The organism is Kosakonia sp. SMBL-WEM22, assembly GCF_014490785.1.
Taxonomy (GTDB): Bacteria; Pseudomonadota; Gammaproteobacteria; order Enterobacterales; family Enterobacteriaceae; genus Kosakonia.
Window position 1 is genome coordinate 1,130,300 of record NZ_CP051488.1, and the last position, 15,533, is coordinate 1,145,832.

The 15,533-nt window shown below is 58.6% G+C and carries 11 protein-coding genes; 8 read left to right on the top strand and 3 right to left on the bottom strand.

Annotation, left to right across the window (positions count from 1 at the left end; genetic code table 11):
* The first annotated feature begins 179 nt into the window (after positions 1 to 179).
* Together HF650_RS05355 and ppnP are read left to right on the top strand one after the other, a co-directional pair.
* Positions 180 to 860: an AroM family protein gene (locus tag HF650_RS05355; RefSeq protein WP_187801488.1), complete on the top strand. Its 681-nt coding sequence runs from the start codon at positions 180 to 182 to the stop codon at positions 858 to 860.
* An 86-nt stretch (positions 861 to 946) separates the two neighbouring features.
* Positions 947 to 1,231, top strand: a complete 285-nt coding sequence (ppnP, locus tag HF650_RS05360) for a pyrimidine/purine nucleoside phosphorylase (RefSeq protein ID WP_054804570.1) — start codon at positions 947 to 949, stop codon at positions 1,229 to 1,231.
* A gap of 77 nt (positions 1,232 to 1,308) precedes the next feature.
* On the opposite strand, the gene rdgC is transcribed toward ppnP, so the two are convergent.
* Positions 1,309 to 2,220 (bottom strand): recombination-associated protein RdgC, encoded by a 912-nt coding sequence (gene rdgC / locus HF650_RS05365; protein ID WP_023478948.1) that lies wholly within the window; start codon positions 2,218 to 2,220, stop codon positions 1,309 to 1,311.
* A gap of 99 nt (positions 2,221 to 2,319) precedes the next feature.
* Here rdgC and mak point away from each other — a divergent pair, with 99 nt between their 5' ends.
* Positions 2,320 to 3,228, top strand: coding sequence for a fructokinase (mak, locus tag HF650_RS05370; protein ID WP_187801489.1), 909 nt, complete (start codon positions 2,320 to 2,322; stop codon positions 3,226 to 3,228).
* 424 nt (positions 3,229 to 3,652) lie between these two features.
* On the opposite strand, the gene sbcC is transcribed toward mak, so the two are convergent.
* Both sbcC and sbcD read right to left on the bottom strand, forming a co-directional pair.
* Positions 3,653 to 6,793 carry an exonuclease subunit SbcC gene (gene sbcC / locus HF650_RS05375; RefSeq protein ID WP_187801490.1) on the bottom strand — a complete coding sequence of 1,047 codons (3,141 nt, stop codon included), beginning with the start codon at positions 6,791 to 6,793 and terminating at the stop codon, positions 3,653 to 3,655.
* Positions 6,790 to 7,992: an exonuclease subunit SbcD gene (gene sbcD, locus HF650_RS05380; RefSeq protein WP_187801491.1), complete on the bottom strand. Its 1,203-nt coding sequence runs from the start codon at positions 7,990 to 7,992 to the stop codon at positions 6,790 to 6,792. Before sbcD ends, sbcC begins: the two co-directional genes overlap by 4 nt.
* A gap of 197 nt (positions 7,993 to 8,189) precedes the next feature.
* On the opposite strand from sbcD, the gene phoB reads away from it, so the two are divergent.
* The 5 genes from phoB (at position 8,190) to malZ (ending at position 15,519) form a co-directional block, all read left to right on the top strand.
* Positions 8,190 to 8,879 (top strand): phosphate response regulator transcription factor PhoB, encoded by a 690-nt coding sequence (gene phoB, locus HF650_RS05385; protein WP_023481914.1) that lies wholly within the window; start codon positions 8,190 to 8,192, stop codon positions 8,877 to 8,879.
* Positions 8,880 to 8,900: 21 nt separating this feature from the next.
* Positions 8,901 to 10,199 carry a phosphate regulon sensor histidine kinase PhoR gene (phoR, locus tag HF650_RS05390; RefSeq protein ID WP_187801492.1) on the top strand — a complete coding sequence of 433 codons (1,299 nt, stop codon included), beginning with the start codon at positions 8,901 to 8,903 and terminating at the stop codon, positions 10,197 to 10,199.
* Positions 10,200 to 10,606: 407 nt separating this feature from the next.
* On the top strand, positions 10,607 to 11,926 hold the full coding sequence (brnQ, locus tag HF650_RS05395; protein ID WP_187801493.1) for a branched-chain amino acid transporter carrier protein BrnQ: 1,320 nt from the start codon (positions 10,607 to 10,609) through the stop codon (positions 11,924 to 11,926).
* 85 nt (positions 11,927 to 12,011) lie between these two features.
* Positions 12,012 to 13,361, top strand: a complete 1,350-nt coding sequence (gene proY / locus HF650_RS05400; protein WP_187801494.1) for a proline-specific permease ProY — start codon at positions 12,012 to 12,014, stop codon at positions 13,359 to 13,361.
* A 340-nt stretch (positions 13,362 to 13,701) separates the two neighbouring features.
* A complete protein-coding gene (gene malZ / locus HF650_RS05405) occupies positions 13,702 to 15,519 on the top strand; it encodes a maltodextrin glucosidase (protein ID WP_187801495.1) in 1,818 nt (605 codons plus the stop codon).
* The last annotated feature ends 14 nt before the right edge of the window (positions 15,520 to 15,533 follow it).

Below are 15,533 nucleotides of genomic sequence, written 5' to 3' on the forward strand. Positions count from 1 at the left end.
GTTTGCATCACATTTTTTGACTGGCTTAATGCCAGTCACTGTTTATATTCATTGTTACTGGAATTTATTAGAACACAGGAGTGGCTCATTCTCTTTACACGGCGGCGGTGCTCCATCCTCCGTCGGTTGTTGTACAGAGAATCATAACTAGAAGCAGTTTTGAAAGGCGGAAAGCGAAGATGAGTGCGACGTTGGCGATCCTCACCATTGGTGTGGTGCCGGTAAAAGAGATCCTGCCGCTTCTGGCAGAGCATGTTTCAGAAGATCAAATCACCCATGTTAGCCTGCTGGGGAAGATGGACCCGGCACAAGTTCAGATTGATTATTGCGTCGATCCTGGCGAGACCGCTATCCCGACGCGCCTCAGTGATGACAGCCTCGGCCTGGTGTCGCGCGAGAAGGTGGAGCGCGATCTGCAAAGCGTGATCGAGGTGCTCGATAATCAGGGAACCTATGACGTCATCCTGTTGATGAGTACCGCAGATATCCGTGGCTTAAACGCGCGCAACGCCATCCTGATTGAACCGCAGCGCATTATTCCCCCGCTGGTCGCCTCGATTGTCGATGGTCACCAGGTCGGCGTGATTGTGCCGGTGCCTGAATTGATGGCGCCGCAGAAGAAGAAGTGGCAGGTGCTGGAAAAAGAGCCGCTGTATGAACTCTGCCACCCCTACCAGGCGAGCGAGACGGAGCTGATTGACGCCGGAAAAGCGCTGCTGGAGCGCGGTGCTGATGTGTTGATGCTCGACTGTCTTGGCTTCCATCAGCAGCATCGCGATCTGCTGCAAAAAGCGCTGGATGTCCCGGTTTTACTCTCCAATGTGCTGGTGGCGCGGCTGGCCTCGGAACTGCTGGTGTAGCCGCAGAACGGCGCAATTTCGCGTGACATCACTTAAGCCCGGCCTCTATAGTGGTTTTCCAGTCATTTCTCTATAAGGGCCTGTTTATGCTTCAAAGTAATGAATACTTTTCCGGTAAAGTGAAGTCCATTGGGTTTACCAGCAGCAGCACCGGCCGCGCCAGCGTCGGCGTGATGATGGAAGGGGAGTACACCTTCTCCACCGCCCAGCCGGAAGAGATGACGGTGGTCAGCGGCGCGCTCAATGTGCTGTTGCCAGGTGAAACCGAGTGGAAAACGCACGCCGCCGGCGAAGTATTCAATGTCCCGGGCCATAGCGAATTCCATCTTCAGGTCGCCGAGCCGAGTGCCTATCTCTGCCGTTATCTGTAACACTTGCGCCGTCCGGCGACAAAAAAGCCCGGTAGCGCTGCGCTTACCGGGCCTGGAATAGTGAGTCGCTAAAATCGTTAGCGCTGGGCTTCGCCGCCGAGGCCTTCCACCAGATTTTGAATCAGTGCCGCCAGCTCGCCGGTCATCAGAATAAAGTCGGCGTCAAAACGCTGGGCATAATCTTCCCGGTCGATATCTTCATTCTGATCGCGCAGCTCATCGCTAAACTTCAGGCGTTTTACCGAGCCATCATCACAGATCATAAACTGGATGCGCTGCTGCCAGTCGAGGGCCAGCTTAGTGACCACTTTGCCTGCTTCAATGTGTACGGCGATTTCGTCACTCACCAGATCCTGCTTTTTCGCGCGGATCACGCCGCCATCTTCCAGCATCGCTTTCAGCTCGGCTTCGTCCAGCAGCTGGAACCCTTGCGCGACGGTGCCGGAGCGGACCCACTCTGTCAGCGTCAGCTCAATCGGGTTTTCCATCGTCAGCGGTACCACCGGGAGAGAGCCGAGGCTTTTACGCAGCAGCGCCAGCGTATCTTCCGCTTTTTTTGCGCTGGCGCAGTCGACCATAATCAGGCCGTTGACGGTATCTATCCACATCATCGTCTGGCTGTAGCGGCTGAAGGCGCGCGGCAGCAGCGAGTGCAGTACTTCATCTTTCAGCGCATCTTTTTCGGTTTTTTTCAGTTTGCGCGCCTGCTCGGCTTCGAGGCGGGCGATTTTCGCTTCCAGCGCCTGTTTCACCACCGGTGTCGGCAGGATTTTCTCTTCTTTGCGCGCGCAGATAATAATCTGGCCGTTGTTGGTATGGGTCAGCGCTTCGCTGTGTGAGCCCATCGGTGGAACCCAACCGGTTTTCGCCATATCCTGACTACCGCATGGCGTAAACGAGAGCGGGGCGAGCTGTTTTTCCATCTCTTCCGCACGGAGCGCCACATCGCGGCTGAGACGGTATACCATTAAATTTTTGAACCACAGCATGATTTTTTCCACGGCCTTGTCGTTAAATGCAGCGGGCATAATAGCGAATTGTCGCCGCGCTTGCATTGCTAATGCGTGGTCCACTACGAGGAGTTTGATGTGCGTATCGGTATCGATTTGGGTGGTACAAAGACAGAGATTATTGCGCTGGACGAGAGCGGCGAGACGCTGTTCCGCCATCGGCAGCCGACGCCGCGCGACTATCAGCAGACCATTGAGCTTATCGCTTCGCTGGTCGATTTAGCGGAAAAAGAGACCGGCCAGCGCGGCACAGTCGGCATGGGCATTCCGGGCTCTATTTCGCCCTATACCGGGGTGGTGAAGAACGCCAACTCCACGTGGCTCAACGGTAAACCGTTTGATAAAGATTTGAGCCAGCGGCTTAATCGTGAGGTGCGCCTCGCGAATGATGCCAACTGCCTGGCGGTGTCGGAAGCGGTCGACGGCGCGGCAGCGGGCGCGCAGACGGTGTTTGCGGTGATTATCGGCACAGGCTGCGGCTCCGGCATTGCGCTCAATGGCCACTCCCATATCGGCGCTAACGGTACGGCGGGCGAGTGGGGGCACAATCCGCTGCCGTGGATGGATGAGGATGAGCTGCGTTATCGCACTGAAGTGCCCTGCTATTGCGGTAAGCAGGGGTGCATTGAGACCTTTATCTCCGGCACCGGGTTTGGCACCGATTATCAGCGTCTGAGCGGCCAGGCTCTGAAGGGCAACGAAATTATTCGGCTAGTGAATGAGCAGGATGCGGTTGCCGAGCTGGCGCTGAGCCGCTATGAGATGCGGCTGGCGAAGTCGCTGGCGCATGTGGTGAATATCCTCGATCCCGATGTGATCGTGCTGGGCGGCGGGATGAGTAATGTCGATCGCCTTTACCAGACGGTGCCGGGTTTGATGCAGAAGTGGGTGTTCGGCGGTGAGTGTGAAACACCGATCCGTAAAGCGGTGCACGGGGATTCCAGCGGCGTGCGCGGCGCCGCGTGGCTCTGGCCGCAGGGGGAGTAATGCGCCAATCGAGCCGCTGAAACGGCGTAGGCCGGATAAGCGTTTACGCGCCATCCGGCATTATCACCGCAGCACCGATTGCCGGATGGCGGCTTCGCCTTATCCGGCCTACCAAAACGAGCCTACAGCGACACCAACGTTGCTTTTATCTGCGATATGGCAGCGAGGGGGCCGCGGGGATTGACAAGGGGAGCGCGGCCGCTTCCCTTGTCCCGTTCACCGCATAAGAGATTAATGAAACTCCCCAACGCCTGGTGACCGGAACCCTTCCACCCGTGCTACATACCAGGCCCATTGCCGGATGGCGGCTCCGCCTTATCCGGCCTACAAAACCTTTTCCACCGAGGCAACATGCCTCACCCATTGCCCGATGGCGCGTACCGCTTATCCGGCCTGGGCGGTTTCAGCACAACTGTGCTGCGGCCTACTGCACCGCATACTTCCCATCGAGCTTGCTGTAGCCAAGCCCATTTATCTTCTTCACCTTAATCTGCACCGGAATACGCTCCTTCATCGCCTCAACGTGGCTTATCACGCCGATGGTTTTGCCGGTGGCATTTAACGCATCGAGCGCATCCAGCGCCGTATCGAGCGTTTCGCTATCCAGCGTGCCAAAGCCCTCGTCGAGGAACAGCGAATCGATACGCGTTTTGTGGCTCACCAGATCGGAGAGCGCCAGCGCCAGCGCAAGGCTCACCAGGAAACTTTCGCCGCCTGAGAGGGTGCGGGTATCGCGCACCGCATCTGCCTGCCAGGTATCGACCACCTCCAGCTCCAGCGCGTCGCTCTCTTTGCGCTTGAGCAAATAGCGCCCGTGCAGGCGGGTGAGCTGGTTATTCGCCAGCCAGACCAGGTTATCCAGCGTCAGCCCCTGGGCGAATTTACGGAACTTATCCCCCTCTCTGGAGCCAATCAGCGCATTCAGATGTCCCCAGTCATCGCAGCGGGCGCTGGCGTGCTCAATCTGCTGTAGCACCGTCTGCTGGCGTTTGCGGTTATCCGTATCCTGTTTCAGTTGCTGGCGCACTTCGCCCTGGCCGGTGGCGTTCTCGCGCAGCTGACGTGCAAGCTGCTCCAGAGCCGGTTTGGTACTCTCTATGCTGGCATCCGCCCCAAGCCCGGCGGGGCGCTGCTGCTGATGGTCAGTAAGCGTCTGCTCTGCATTTGCCGCCAATGCCTGTTTCTGCTGGCACTCGGCCTCCAGCGTCTGGCGCAGCTGCGCAAGGCGCTGATGCTCGCCATCATCAAGCAGGGCGCGAAGGAAGGCGTCGCGATCGTCAAAAATACTCGCCGCCAGCGCCTCGTTAAACGCCTGTTCAGATTGATGCTCACTCTCTGCCGCCTGCGCCAGCTGCTGATGCAGGGTTTGCCACTGGCTTTGCAGGGCCAGGCAGGCGTCGTGCACTTTACGCCACCCCTCCAGTGCCACGCGAGCCTCGCCAACGGCGATATCTTCTGCGGGCAGGGTGTCGAGGATTGGCGCAAGCTGCGCCAGCTGCTCCTGGAGCGCAGTCAGCTGCTGCTGATGCGCCTGCCACTGCTGCGCTTCATCGGCGCGGGCAGCCAGCCACGACGTTTCATCATCTTCGGCGGGCAGCGCCAGGTCGAGTCCTGCAAGGGTTGCGGCCAGGCTTTCGCGGCGGCGCTCAACCGCCTGTTGATAGTGCTCGCTCTGCTGGCGCAACTCATTGATCTGCTGCTGCAGAGTCAGGCGCTGATTGAGCAGGTAAAGCTGATGCTCGTAGGCATCCTGCGCGCTTTGCCAGCTGTTGAGATCGCGCTGCGGCTCAAGGGTGACGTTCAGCGCGGCGCAGGCTTTTGCCCATGCCTCAAGCCAGCTGCGCTCCTCCTCCTGGAGCAGTTTCGCTTCGCGCTCATCTTTCTCGTAACGCTCGGCGAGGCCTTTCAGACGCTCGCCGAGCGCCACGCCCGCCTCTTTCATCGTGCGTACGTCGAGATCGAGTGCATTAAAGCGCGTCTGATTGACGCCCGGTTCGATAGCCTGATAGTGGGCGACCGCCGGGTGCTCCGTTGCGCCGCACAGCGGGCAGGGGTGACCGGGCTGGAGGCGCGCGCGCTCGCTTTCGAGATCCTTAATCCGGCTCTCCAGCTCGCAAATGGTGCGCACCTCGTTCAGTAACTGATTTTTCTCTTTATAGAGTTCACGTTTGTGCGCCAGCTCAGCGGTCAGTTTCTCCTGTTCCGCTTTCAGATCCAGCAGGCTCTGCTGGCGCTGGTTCAACTGCTTACGCAGCGGCGCATAGCGGGCATGCAGAGCGGTCAGTTGCTGGCGCAGCGGGCGGTTTTGCGCACAGAGCGCCATTGCTGCTGCCGTCTCTTCAAGGCTCATCTCAAGAGTGGAGAGTGGTAGCGTGCGCAGGCGCTCCTGCTGGCTCTGCACACGCTGCTGCGCCGAAAACCACTGTTTTTTCTCCTCCGCCAGCTGGCTGAAGAGCGCCCGCCAGCCGGTTAATTCACTCTGCCAGCGCTGGAAGCGGGCGTGCTCGTTTAACCACGACTCCAGGCTTTGCCGCGAGGCAAGCAGCGAGGCTTGCTGCTGTGCGGCGCTGGCGCGTATCTGCGCGCGCTGTAACAGGCTGGCCTGTAAGCGAGTATTCACTTCCTCACTCTGCGCTCGGGTATGCGTTAGCGTTTTGCGCTGATCCTCAAGCCGCTGCCACAGCGGGCGCAGCTGCTGCGCCGGTTGCGCCAGCTCAAGCGCGGCAAGCTGCGGCCTGGCGTCGTTACGCGCCTGTAGCGCCTGCGCCAGCGTCGCTTTTGCCCGCCCGCGCGCTGCTTGTAGTTCTGCTTCGCGGGTGAGCCACTGCGCCTGCGCCTGGGCGCTGCGCTGGGTGTTCAGCAGCGTCTGCTCTTCGTCAGTTAGTGCTTGCAAACGTTGCTCAAGCAGCTCCCGCTGCCCGGCTTCCAGCAGCACGACGCCCTCGGCCTGCGCGCGCAACTGCTCCAGCTCGCCTTTGGCGCTTTTATGCTTCTCAAACACCATCGCCGAAATCTGCCCATAGATCTCGGTGCCGGTCAGCTCCTCCAGTAGTTCAGCGCGCTCGCGCGGTTTGGCGTTGAGGAATGCGGCGAACTGCCCCTGCGAGAGCAACATGGAGCGGGTGAAACGGCCATAATCCAGCCCGGTGAGGGAGGCGGTGAGATCGAGCTTATCTTTGACCTTATCGGCGAGGATTTTCCCCGTTTCGCACAGCGCCAGCTCCACGCGCGGTGCCTGCAGGTTGCCATCCGCCTGCCCGCGGGCGCGCGTCTGGCTCCAGAAGGCGCGATAGGCCACCCCCTTAACTTCAAATTCCACCTCTGCCAAACACTCGGCGGTGTCGCGGGTCATCAGGTCGTTTTGTGACTGCGACAACGTGCTGAGGCGTGGCGTCTCGTGGTAGAGGGCGAGGCAGATAGCGTCCAGCAGGGTGGTTTTCCCGGCCCCCGTTGCCCCGGTAATGGCGAACAGCCCGTTGCTGGCGAAGGGCTCTTCGGTAAAGTCGATTTTCCACTCGCCCTTCAGCGAGTTGATATTTTTCAGCCGTAAACTGAGGATTTTCATGCGTCGTTCTCCTCATCCAGCGCCTGGCGGGTCTCGCCGAACAGCGTATGTAAGCGCGCACTCTGCATCTCGTCGAGCTCCTCCTGTGCCAGCCTGCGGTCAAAGACCTCTTCCACTTTTAACTCGCTCAATGTTTCACGCAGCTCACCGGCGAGCAGACGGTCGCGCAGCTCGCGGCTGCGGCGCACCAGCAGCACTTCGACGGGCAGATCTTCGGTTACCTGCTGGATTTTGCGCTGCATATCGACCAGATAGTCGCTGCTGACAATCTCAATATCGAGCCACACCGGCGGCGTGGCGGGGGCATCGCGCCACTGCTCAAGCTGACGGCAGATATCGGCAAACTCGCCCTTAATCACCGCCAGTGGCTGAGTGGCGGGCACGTCAATAGTGGTGACTTCTGCCAGCTTGCCATCGGCAAATGTCACCAGATTGACCCCTTTGCTTTTTCCTGTCTCATCAAAGCTCAGTGGGATCGGTGAGCCGCAGTAGCGAATATGCTCCGTGCCGCCGATTTTCTGCGCGCGATGGATATGGCCAAGCGCGATGTAATCCGCCGGGGGAAAGTTTTGTGCAGGGAAAGCATCCAGCGTGCCGATATAGATATCACGCACCGCGTCACTTTTACTCGCGCCGACGGTGGTCAAATGGCCGCTGGCGATAATCGGTAACGGCTTATCGCCGCGCAGGTCGCAGGCGGCCTGATACTGCTGCTGATAGTAGTCGGTGATGGCGGCCAGCAGGTGCTGCTGTTTTTGCTGCCCGGACATCCCCGCCTGGCTGACGGTAATGTCGCGCGGGCGCAGAAAGGGCACCGGGCAGAAGACCGCGCCGGGTTCGCCGTCGCGGCGATAGAGCAGAAACGGCGCAACGCCTGCGCTGGCGACTACGGTGGTGTTGAGATACGCGAGGATCTCTTTTGATTCATTGAGGGTCGCCACGGAGTCATGGTTGCCCGCCAGCACGATTAACTGGCAGCCGGTGCGCTGCAAACTGACCACAAAGCGGTTATAGAGCTCGCGGGCGTAGCTCGGTGGCGATCCGGTATCGAAAATGTCGCCCGCCACCACGATGGCGTCGACCTGCTGCTGCTCGGCCGTGGTTAACAGCCAGTCCAGAAAAGCGCTGTGCTCGGCGGCGCGGCTTTTGCTGTAGAAGTTTTGGCCGAGATGCCAGTCCGATGTGTGAAGAATGCGCATAGTGATCCCGTGGCAAAAAAGCATAACGGCGATTATAAACATTAAGCGGGTCAGGGACATCGCCTGGCGCAAATTTGCGTTGTCACATTCGCGCGGGCTGGGTCATATAGCGGTCATCTTATTCATAAATCTGTCATAAAACTGACGCATAATGGCGACGCTATTTATACTGCAGACTAATTAATACAGGGCGAATGATGGCGAGACGAATTCTGGTCGTGGAAGACGAAGCACCGATCCGTGAAATGGTGTGCTTTGTGCTCGAACAAAATGGTTTTCAGCCTGTTGAAGCTGAAGATTTCGACAGCGCGGTAAACCAGCTTAATGAACCCTGGCCGGATCTGGTGCTGCTGGACTGGATGTTACCCGGCGGGTCCGGCATTCAATTTATCAAGCACCTGAAGCGCGAAGCGATGACCCGCGATATTCCGGTGATGATGCTCACCGCGCGCGGTGAAGAGGAAGATCGCGTTCGCGGTCTTGAGACGGGGGCAGATGACTACATCACCAAGCCCTTCTCGCCGAAAGAGCTGGTGGCGCGCATTAAAGCCGTGATGCGCCGCATTTCGCCGATGGCGGTGGAAGAGGTGATTGAGATGCAGGGCTTAAGCCTCGATCCCTCCTCCCATCGTGTTATGACCGGCGAAAACCCCCTCGATATGGGCCCCACCGAATTTAAACTCTTACACTTCTTTATGACCCACCCGGAGCGCGTTTACAGCCGTGAACAGCTGCTGAACCACGTCTGGGGCACCAATGTCTATGTTGAAGACAGAACCGTAGACGTGCATATTCGTCGTCTGCGTAAAGCGCTGGAAGGGAGTGGACACGACCGGATGGTGCAGACGGTACGCGGCACGGGATATCGTTTTTCGACCCGTTTCTGAAATTTGACAGGAGTGTGACGCGTGCTGGAAAGGCTGTCATGGAAAAGGCTGGTGCTGGAGCTCCTCCTTTGTTGTATCCCCGCCTTTATTCTGGGCGCGATGTTCGGCTATCTGCCGTGGTTTTTACTGGCGGCGGTGACCGGGCTTCTGGTCTGGCACTTCTGGAATCTGCTGCGTCTCTCCTGGTGGTTATGGGTCGATAAAAGCATGACGCCGCCGCCCGGCACCGGCAGCTGGGAGCCGCTGCTCTATGGCCTGCATCAGATGCAGATGCGCAATAAAAAGCGCCGCCGCGAGCTGGGCAACCTGATCAAACGCTTTCGCAGCGGTGCCGAATCGCTGCCGGATGCGGTGGTGCTGACCACGGAAGAGGGGATGATCTTCTGGTGTAACGGCCTTGCGCAACAGCTGCTGGGGCTGCGCTGGCCCGATGATAACGGGCAGAACATCCTTAACCTGCTGCGCTACCCCGAATTTACCCAATACCTGAAGAGCCAGACCTTCAGTAAGCCCCTCAATCTGGTGCTCAACAACGGTCGCCACTTAGAGATCCGTGTAATGCCCTACAGCGAGCAGCAGCTGCTGATGGTGGCGCGCGATGTCACGCAGATGCACCAGCTGGAAGGGGCGCGGCGCAACTTTTTTGCCAACGTCAGCCATGAGCTGCGCACGCCGCTGACGGTGCTGCAGGGCTACCTTGAGATGATGCAGGAGCAGACGCTGGAGGGCGCACCGCGCGAAAAAGCGTTACACACCATGCGTGAGCAAACCTCGCGGATGGAGGGGCTGGTGCGCCAGCTTCTCACCCTGTCAAAAATCGAAGCCGCGCCGACGCACGGTGCGAATGAAGTGATTGATGTGCCGATGATGCTGCGCGTGGTGGAGCGGGAAGCGCAAACCCTCAGTCAGCAGAAACAGAGCTTCAGCTTTGAAATTGACAGCCAGTTGAAAGTGCTGGGCAGCGAAGAGCAGCTGCGTAGCGCCATCTCGAACCTGGTCTATAACGCGGTGAATCACACCCCCGCCGGGACGCATATTATCGTGCGCTGGCAGCCGGTGGCGCACGGTGCGGAGTTTAGCGTTGAGGATAATGGGCCAGGGATCGCCGCCGAGCATATTCCGCGCCTGACTGAGCGTTTCTACCGCGTGGATAAAGCGCGCTCCCGGCAGACCGGCGGCAGCGGGCTTGGTCTGGCAATAGTCAAACACGCGGTAAATCACCATGACAGCCGGCTTGATATCAGCAGCACGCCGGGCAAAGGGACGCGATTTAGCTTTGTCTTACCGGAACGCCTGATTGCCAAAAACGCCCACCCTTAATCACCTTGTCAGCTTATCTTTCCGGCGGCTTGCTGCGGCGAGCCGCTCTGCCTCGCCTCATCGTGCGACTGCAACGTAGTTTGTACGGTTGTTGCTTTTTTGTTCGCACGATCAGCCACGTGTTTTTCTGATAAATAGAGTTTTTCACTGGCTGGTTTCTGCTGTTTAGTATAACTATCTGGTTTTGCGATCCCGACTTGCCTTTAAACGTTATAAGCGTTTAAATTGCGCCCCATGCATTGTCAGACCGACTGTGTTTGCGTGGTAAACCGAAAAACTATTCTTCGCCACGCAGTGCATTAAGCATTTCCCGCTGATTTAACGCGTTAATGATGCGTTATTGTCCGGTGCGGAGAGGCTAATTATTCAACATATTTACGACACCACATCCACAGGCAGTAAACATTATGACCCATCACTTAAAACCGCGTGACATCATCGCGCTGGGCTTTATGACCTTCGCGCTGTTTGTTGGCGCAGGTAACATCATTTTTCCTCCTATGGTCGGCTTACAGGCGGGTGAATTCGTCTGGACGGCGGCGCTGGGCTTCCTGATTACTGCGGTGGGCCTGCCGGTGCTAACGGTGGTTGCGCTGGCAAAAGTGGGCGGCGGCATTGATAGCCTCAGCACACCGATTGGCAAAGTCGCGGGCGTGCTGCTGGCAACGGTCTGCTATCTTGCCGTTGGGCCGCTGTTTGCCACGCCGCGTACTGCAACCGTCTCTTTTGAAGTGGGTATTGCGCCGCTGACCGGCGACGGCTCTTCGGCGCTGCTGATCTACAGCCTGGTCTACTTTGCATTGGTGATCCTGGTCTCTCTCTATCCGGGCAAACTGCTTGATACCGTCGGCAATTTCCTTGCGCCGTTGAAAATTATCGCTCTGACGATTCTGGCAATCGCTGCGCTGGTGTGGCCTGCCGGTCCTATCAGCCATGCGCTGGAAGCCTACCAGACTGCGCCGTTTTCTAACGGTTTCGTCAATGGCTACCTGACGATGGATACCCTCGGTGCGATGGTCTTCGGTATTGTTATCGTGAATGCCGCCCGCTCGCGCGGCGTGACTGAAGCGCGTCTGTTGACTCGCTATACCGTCTGGGCGGGTCTGATGGCCGGCGTTGGCCTGACGCTGCTCTATCTGGCGCTCTTCCGCCTTGGTTCTGACAGCGCGACGCTGGTCGATCAGTCCGTTAACGGCGCGGCGATTCTCCATGCTTACGTTCAGCACACCTTTGGTGGCGCGGGCAGCTTCCTGCTGGCAGCGCTGATTTTCATCGCCTGTCTGGTGACGGCGGTTGGCCTGACCTGCGCCTGCGCAGAGTTCTTCGCCCAGTACCTGCCGCTCTCTTACCGCACGCTGGTCTTTATCCTCGGTATCTTCTCGATGGCGGTCTCAAACCTTGGTCTGAGCCACCTGATCCAGATTTCGATTCCGGTGCTGACGATGATCTATCCGCCCTGTATCGTGCTGGTGGTCTTGAGCTTTACCCGACCTTTCTGGCATTGTTCCACCCGCGTCATTGCGCCGACCATGTTTATCAGCCTGCTTTTTGGTATCCTTGACGGCGTGAAAGCCTCCGCGTTTGCTGAGCACCTTCCTCTCTGGACACAGCGCTTACCGCTGGCGGAGCAGGGCCTGGCCTGGCTGTTGCCGAGCCTGGTGATGGTGGTTCTGGCCGCTATCTGGGATCGTGCGGCGGGACGTCAGGTGACCTCCAGCGCGCATTAACAGCAGCAAGCACGGTTTGTTGAACCACGGGGTAGCGCACTCCGTGGTTTTTTATTTTTTGTGATGAATAACGGCAGTGGAAACGATGGAAAGTACGAATAAGCTGAAGCGTGGGCTAAGCACCCGCCACATTCGCTTTATGGCGCTGGGTTCAGCGATCGGCACCGGGCTGTTTTACGGCTCCGCGGACGCCATCAAAATGGCCGGGCCCAGCGTGTTGCTGGCCTATATTATCGGCGGGGTCGCGGCGTATATCATTATGCGTGCGCTGGGCGAGATGTCCGTGCATAATCCGGCCGCCAGCTCTTTCTCACGCTATGCGCAGGAAAACCTCGGCCCGCTGGCCGGTTATATCACTGGCTGGACCTACTGCTTTGAAATTCTGATTGTCGCCATCGCCGACGTCACCGCCTTCGGCATCTATATGGGCGTCTGGTTCCCGACGGTGCCGCACTGGATCTGGGTACTGAGCGTGGTGCTGCTGATCTGCGCCATCAACCTGATGAGCGTAAAAGTCTTCGGCGAGCTGGAGTTCTGGTTCTCCTTCTTTAAAGTCGCCACCATTATCATCATGATCGCCGCCGGTTTTGGCATCATTATCTGGGGGATCGGCAACGGCGGGCAACCGACCGGCATCAGCAACCTCTGGAGCCACGGCGGCTTCTTCAGTAACGGCTGGTTGGGCACGGTGATGGCGCTGCAAATGGTGATGTTCGCCTACGGCGGTATCGAAATCATCGGTATTACCGCCGGGGAAGCGGAAGAGCCGGAGAAGTCGATTCCGCGCGCCATCAACTCTGTGCCGATGCGTATTCTGGTCTTTTATGTCGGCACGCTGTTCGTCATTATGTCGATCTATCCGTGGAACCAGGTGGGCACCAACGGTAGCCCGTTTGTGCTGACCTTCCAGCATATGGGCATCACCTTTGCCGCCAGCATCCTGAACTTTGTCGTGCTGACTGCTTCGCTGTCGGCGATCAACAGCGATGTGTTTGGCGTCGGGCGTATGCTGCACGGCATGGCGGAGCAGGGCAGTGCGCCGAAGATGTTCGCCAAAACCTCCCGCCGCGGCATTCCGTGGGTGACGGTGCTGGTGATGACGCTGGCGCTGCTGATGGCGGTCTATCTCAACTACATCATGCCGGAGAATGTCTTCCTGGTGATTGCCTCACTGGCGACCTTCGCCACGGTGTGGGTGTGGATCATGATCCTGCTGTCGCAGATTGGTTTCCGCCGTCGCCTCTCGGTGGACGAAGTGAAAGCGCTGAAGTTTAAAGTGCCGGGCGGCGTGGCGACCACCGTTGCCGGGCTGATCTTCCTGGTATTTATCATTGCGCTGATTGGCTGGCACCCGGAAACCCGCATTTCGCTCTATGTCGGCTTTGCATGGATTGTGCTGCTGCTGATTGGCTGGGCGTTTAAACGCCGGGCATAAAGATCCAGTAGCGTCATCTCTCTTCGTAGGTCGGGTAAGGCGTAGCCGCACCTGGCGTTATGCCTGATGGCGCTACGCTTATCAGGCCTACGATCTCTGCGCATTTAAACGCCGACGTAAATTCTCTGGCGTTATTGTTTCGCCCTTGTAGGCCGGGTAAGGCGTAGCCGCCACCCGGCGTTATGCCTGATGGCGCTGCGCTTATCAGGCCTACGATTCCCCCTTTTCTCTGTCTTATCTCTGCGCCCCGTCTCTCCCCCCCCTAAAAAGAGGGAAAGAATGAGGCGGGCCGGGCCGAACGTTAGCTACAGTGATCCTGATTATGTAAAGGGGATCGTTGATGTTGAATGCATGGCACCTGCCCGTCGCGCCGTTTGTGAAAGCGCACCAGCAGCAGTTAATCATTAACCTCTGGCTGCGCGGCACGGATTTACCGTCGCGCGTCACGCTGCGAATTGAGATCGATAACGAAGAGACGCCGGTTGCGATGCACCGCGCGCGCAACACCGCTAATAATGGCGTCACCCTCTGGCGCGCCGCTATTGATATCAGCAACGGCCAGCCGCGCCGCCGCTACAGCTTTAAACTGCTGTGGGACGATCGCCAGCTCTGGTTTACGCCGCAGGGCTTTAGCCGCTTCCCGCCCGCCAGGCTTGAGCAGTTTGCCATCGATGCGCCCGACGAAGGCCCGGCGTGGGTCGCCGATCAGGTCTTCTACCAAATCTTCCCGGATCGCTTTGCCCGCAGCGAGGCGCGCACTGCGCAGCAGGACCAGCGTTACTGGCACCACGCCGCAGGGCGCGAGATTCGTTTTTGCGACTGGGATGAGCCGCTTACCGGCGAAGCGGGCGGGTCGACCTTTTACGGCGGCGATCTGGACGGCATCAGCGAAAAGCTGCCTTATCTGAAAAAGCTCGGCGTCACCGCGCTCTATCTCAACCCGGTATTTGTCGCCCCCAGCGTGCATAAGTATGACACTGAAGATTACCGCCACGTCGACCCGCAGTTTGGCGGCGACGAGGCGCTGCTGCGTCTGCGCCGTAACACGCAGGAGAATGGCATGCGGCTGATCCTCGACGGCGTCTTTAACCATACCGGCGACTCCCATGCCTGGTTCGACCGTCATAACCGTGCCACCGGCGGGGCCTGTCATAACCCCGATTCGCGCTGGCGCAGCTGGTACAACTTTGATGAAAATGGCTACGCCCATGACTGGCTGGGCTACGCCAGCCTGCCGAAACTCGACTACCGCGCTTCGTCGCTGATTGAGGAGATCTATCAGGGCGAGGAGAGCGTTGTGCGTCACTGGCTGAAAGCGCCGTGGAATATGGACGGCTGGCGGCTCGACGTGGTGCATATGCTGGGAGAAAACGGCGGGGCGCGAAACAACCTGCATCACGTCAGCGGCATTACCCGGGCGGCAAAAGAGACCCAGCCTCAGGCCTATGTGGTGGGCGAACACTTTGGCGATGCGCGCCAGTGGCTGCAGGCCGATGCTGAAGATGCAGCGATGAACTACCGCGGCTTTACCCTGCCGGTATGGGCGTTTCTCGCCAATACCGATATCTCCCTTGATCCGCAAAGTATCGATGCGCAGACCTGCGCTGCCTGGATGGATAACTATCGCGCCGCGCTGTCGCACCAGCAGCAACTGCGGATGTTTAACCAGCTCGACAGCCACGACACGCCGCGCTTTAAAACCATTCTCGGCAAGGATATTGCCCGCCTGCCGGTGGCGGTGGTGTGGCTCTTTTGCTGGCCCGGCACGCCCTGCATCTACTACGGCGATGAAGTAGGATTGGATGGCGCGAACGATCCCTTCTGCCGCAAACCCTTCCCGTGGCACACAGCGCAGCAGGATGGCCACCTGCTGGCGCTTTACCAGCGGATGACGAAGCTGCGTGCCCGCAGCCAGGCGCTGCGTCACGGTGGCTGTCTGGTGGTCTTTGCCCGGCAGGATGTGCTGGTTTTTCTGCGTGTCTATCGCCAGCAGCGGGTGCTGATTGCCATTAACCGCGGCGAAGCGTGTGAAGTAGTGCTGGAAGATTCACCGCTGCTGCAAGCGAAACAGTGGCGGCTTCTGGAAGGTACAGGTAACCTACAGGATGGCGTGCTGACGCTTTCAGCCATCAGCGCTTCTGTCTGGTCTGCCTCCTGAGCCTGCGCGAGGGG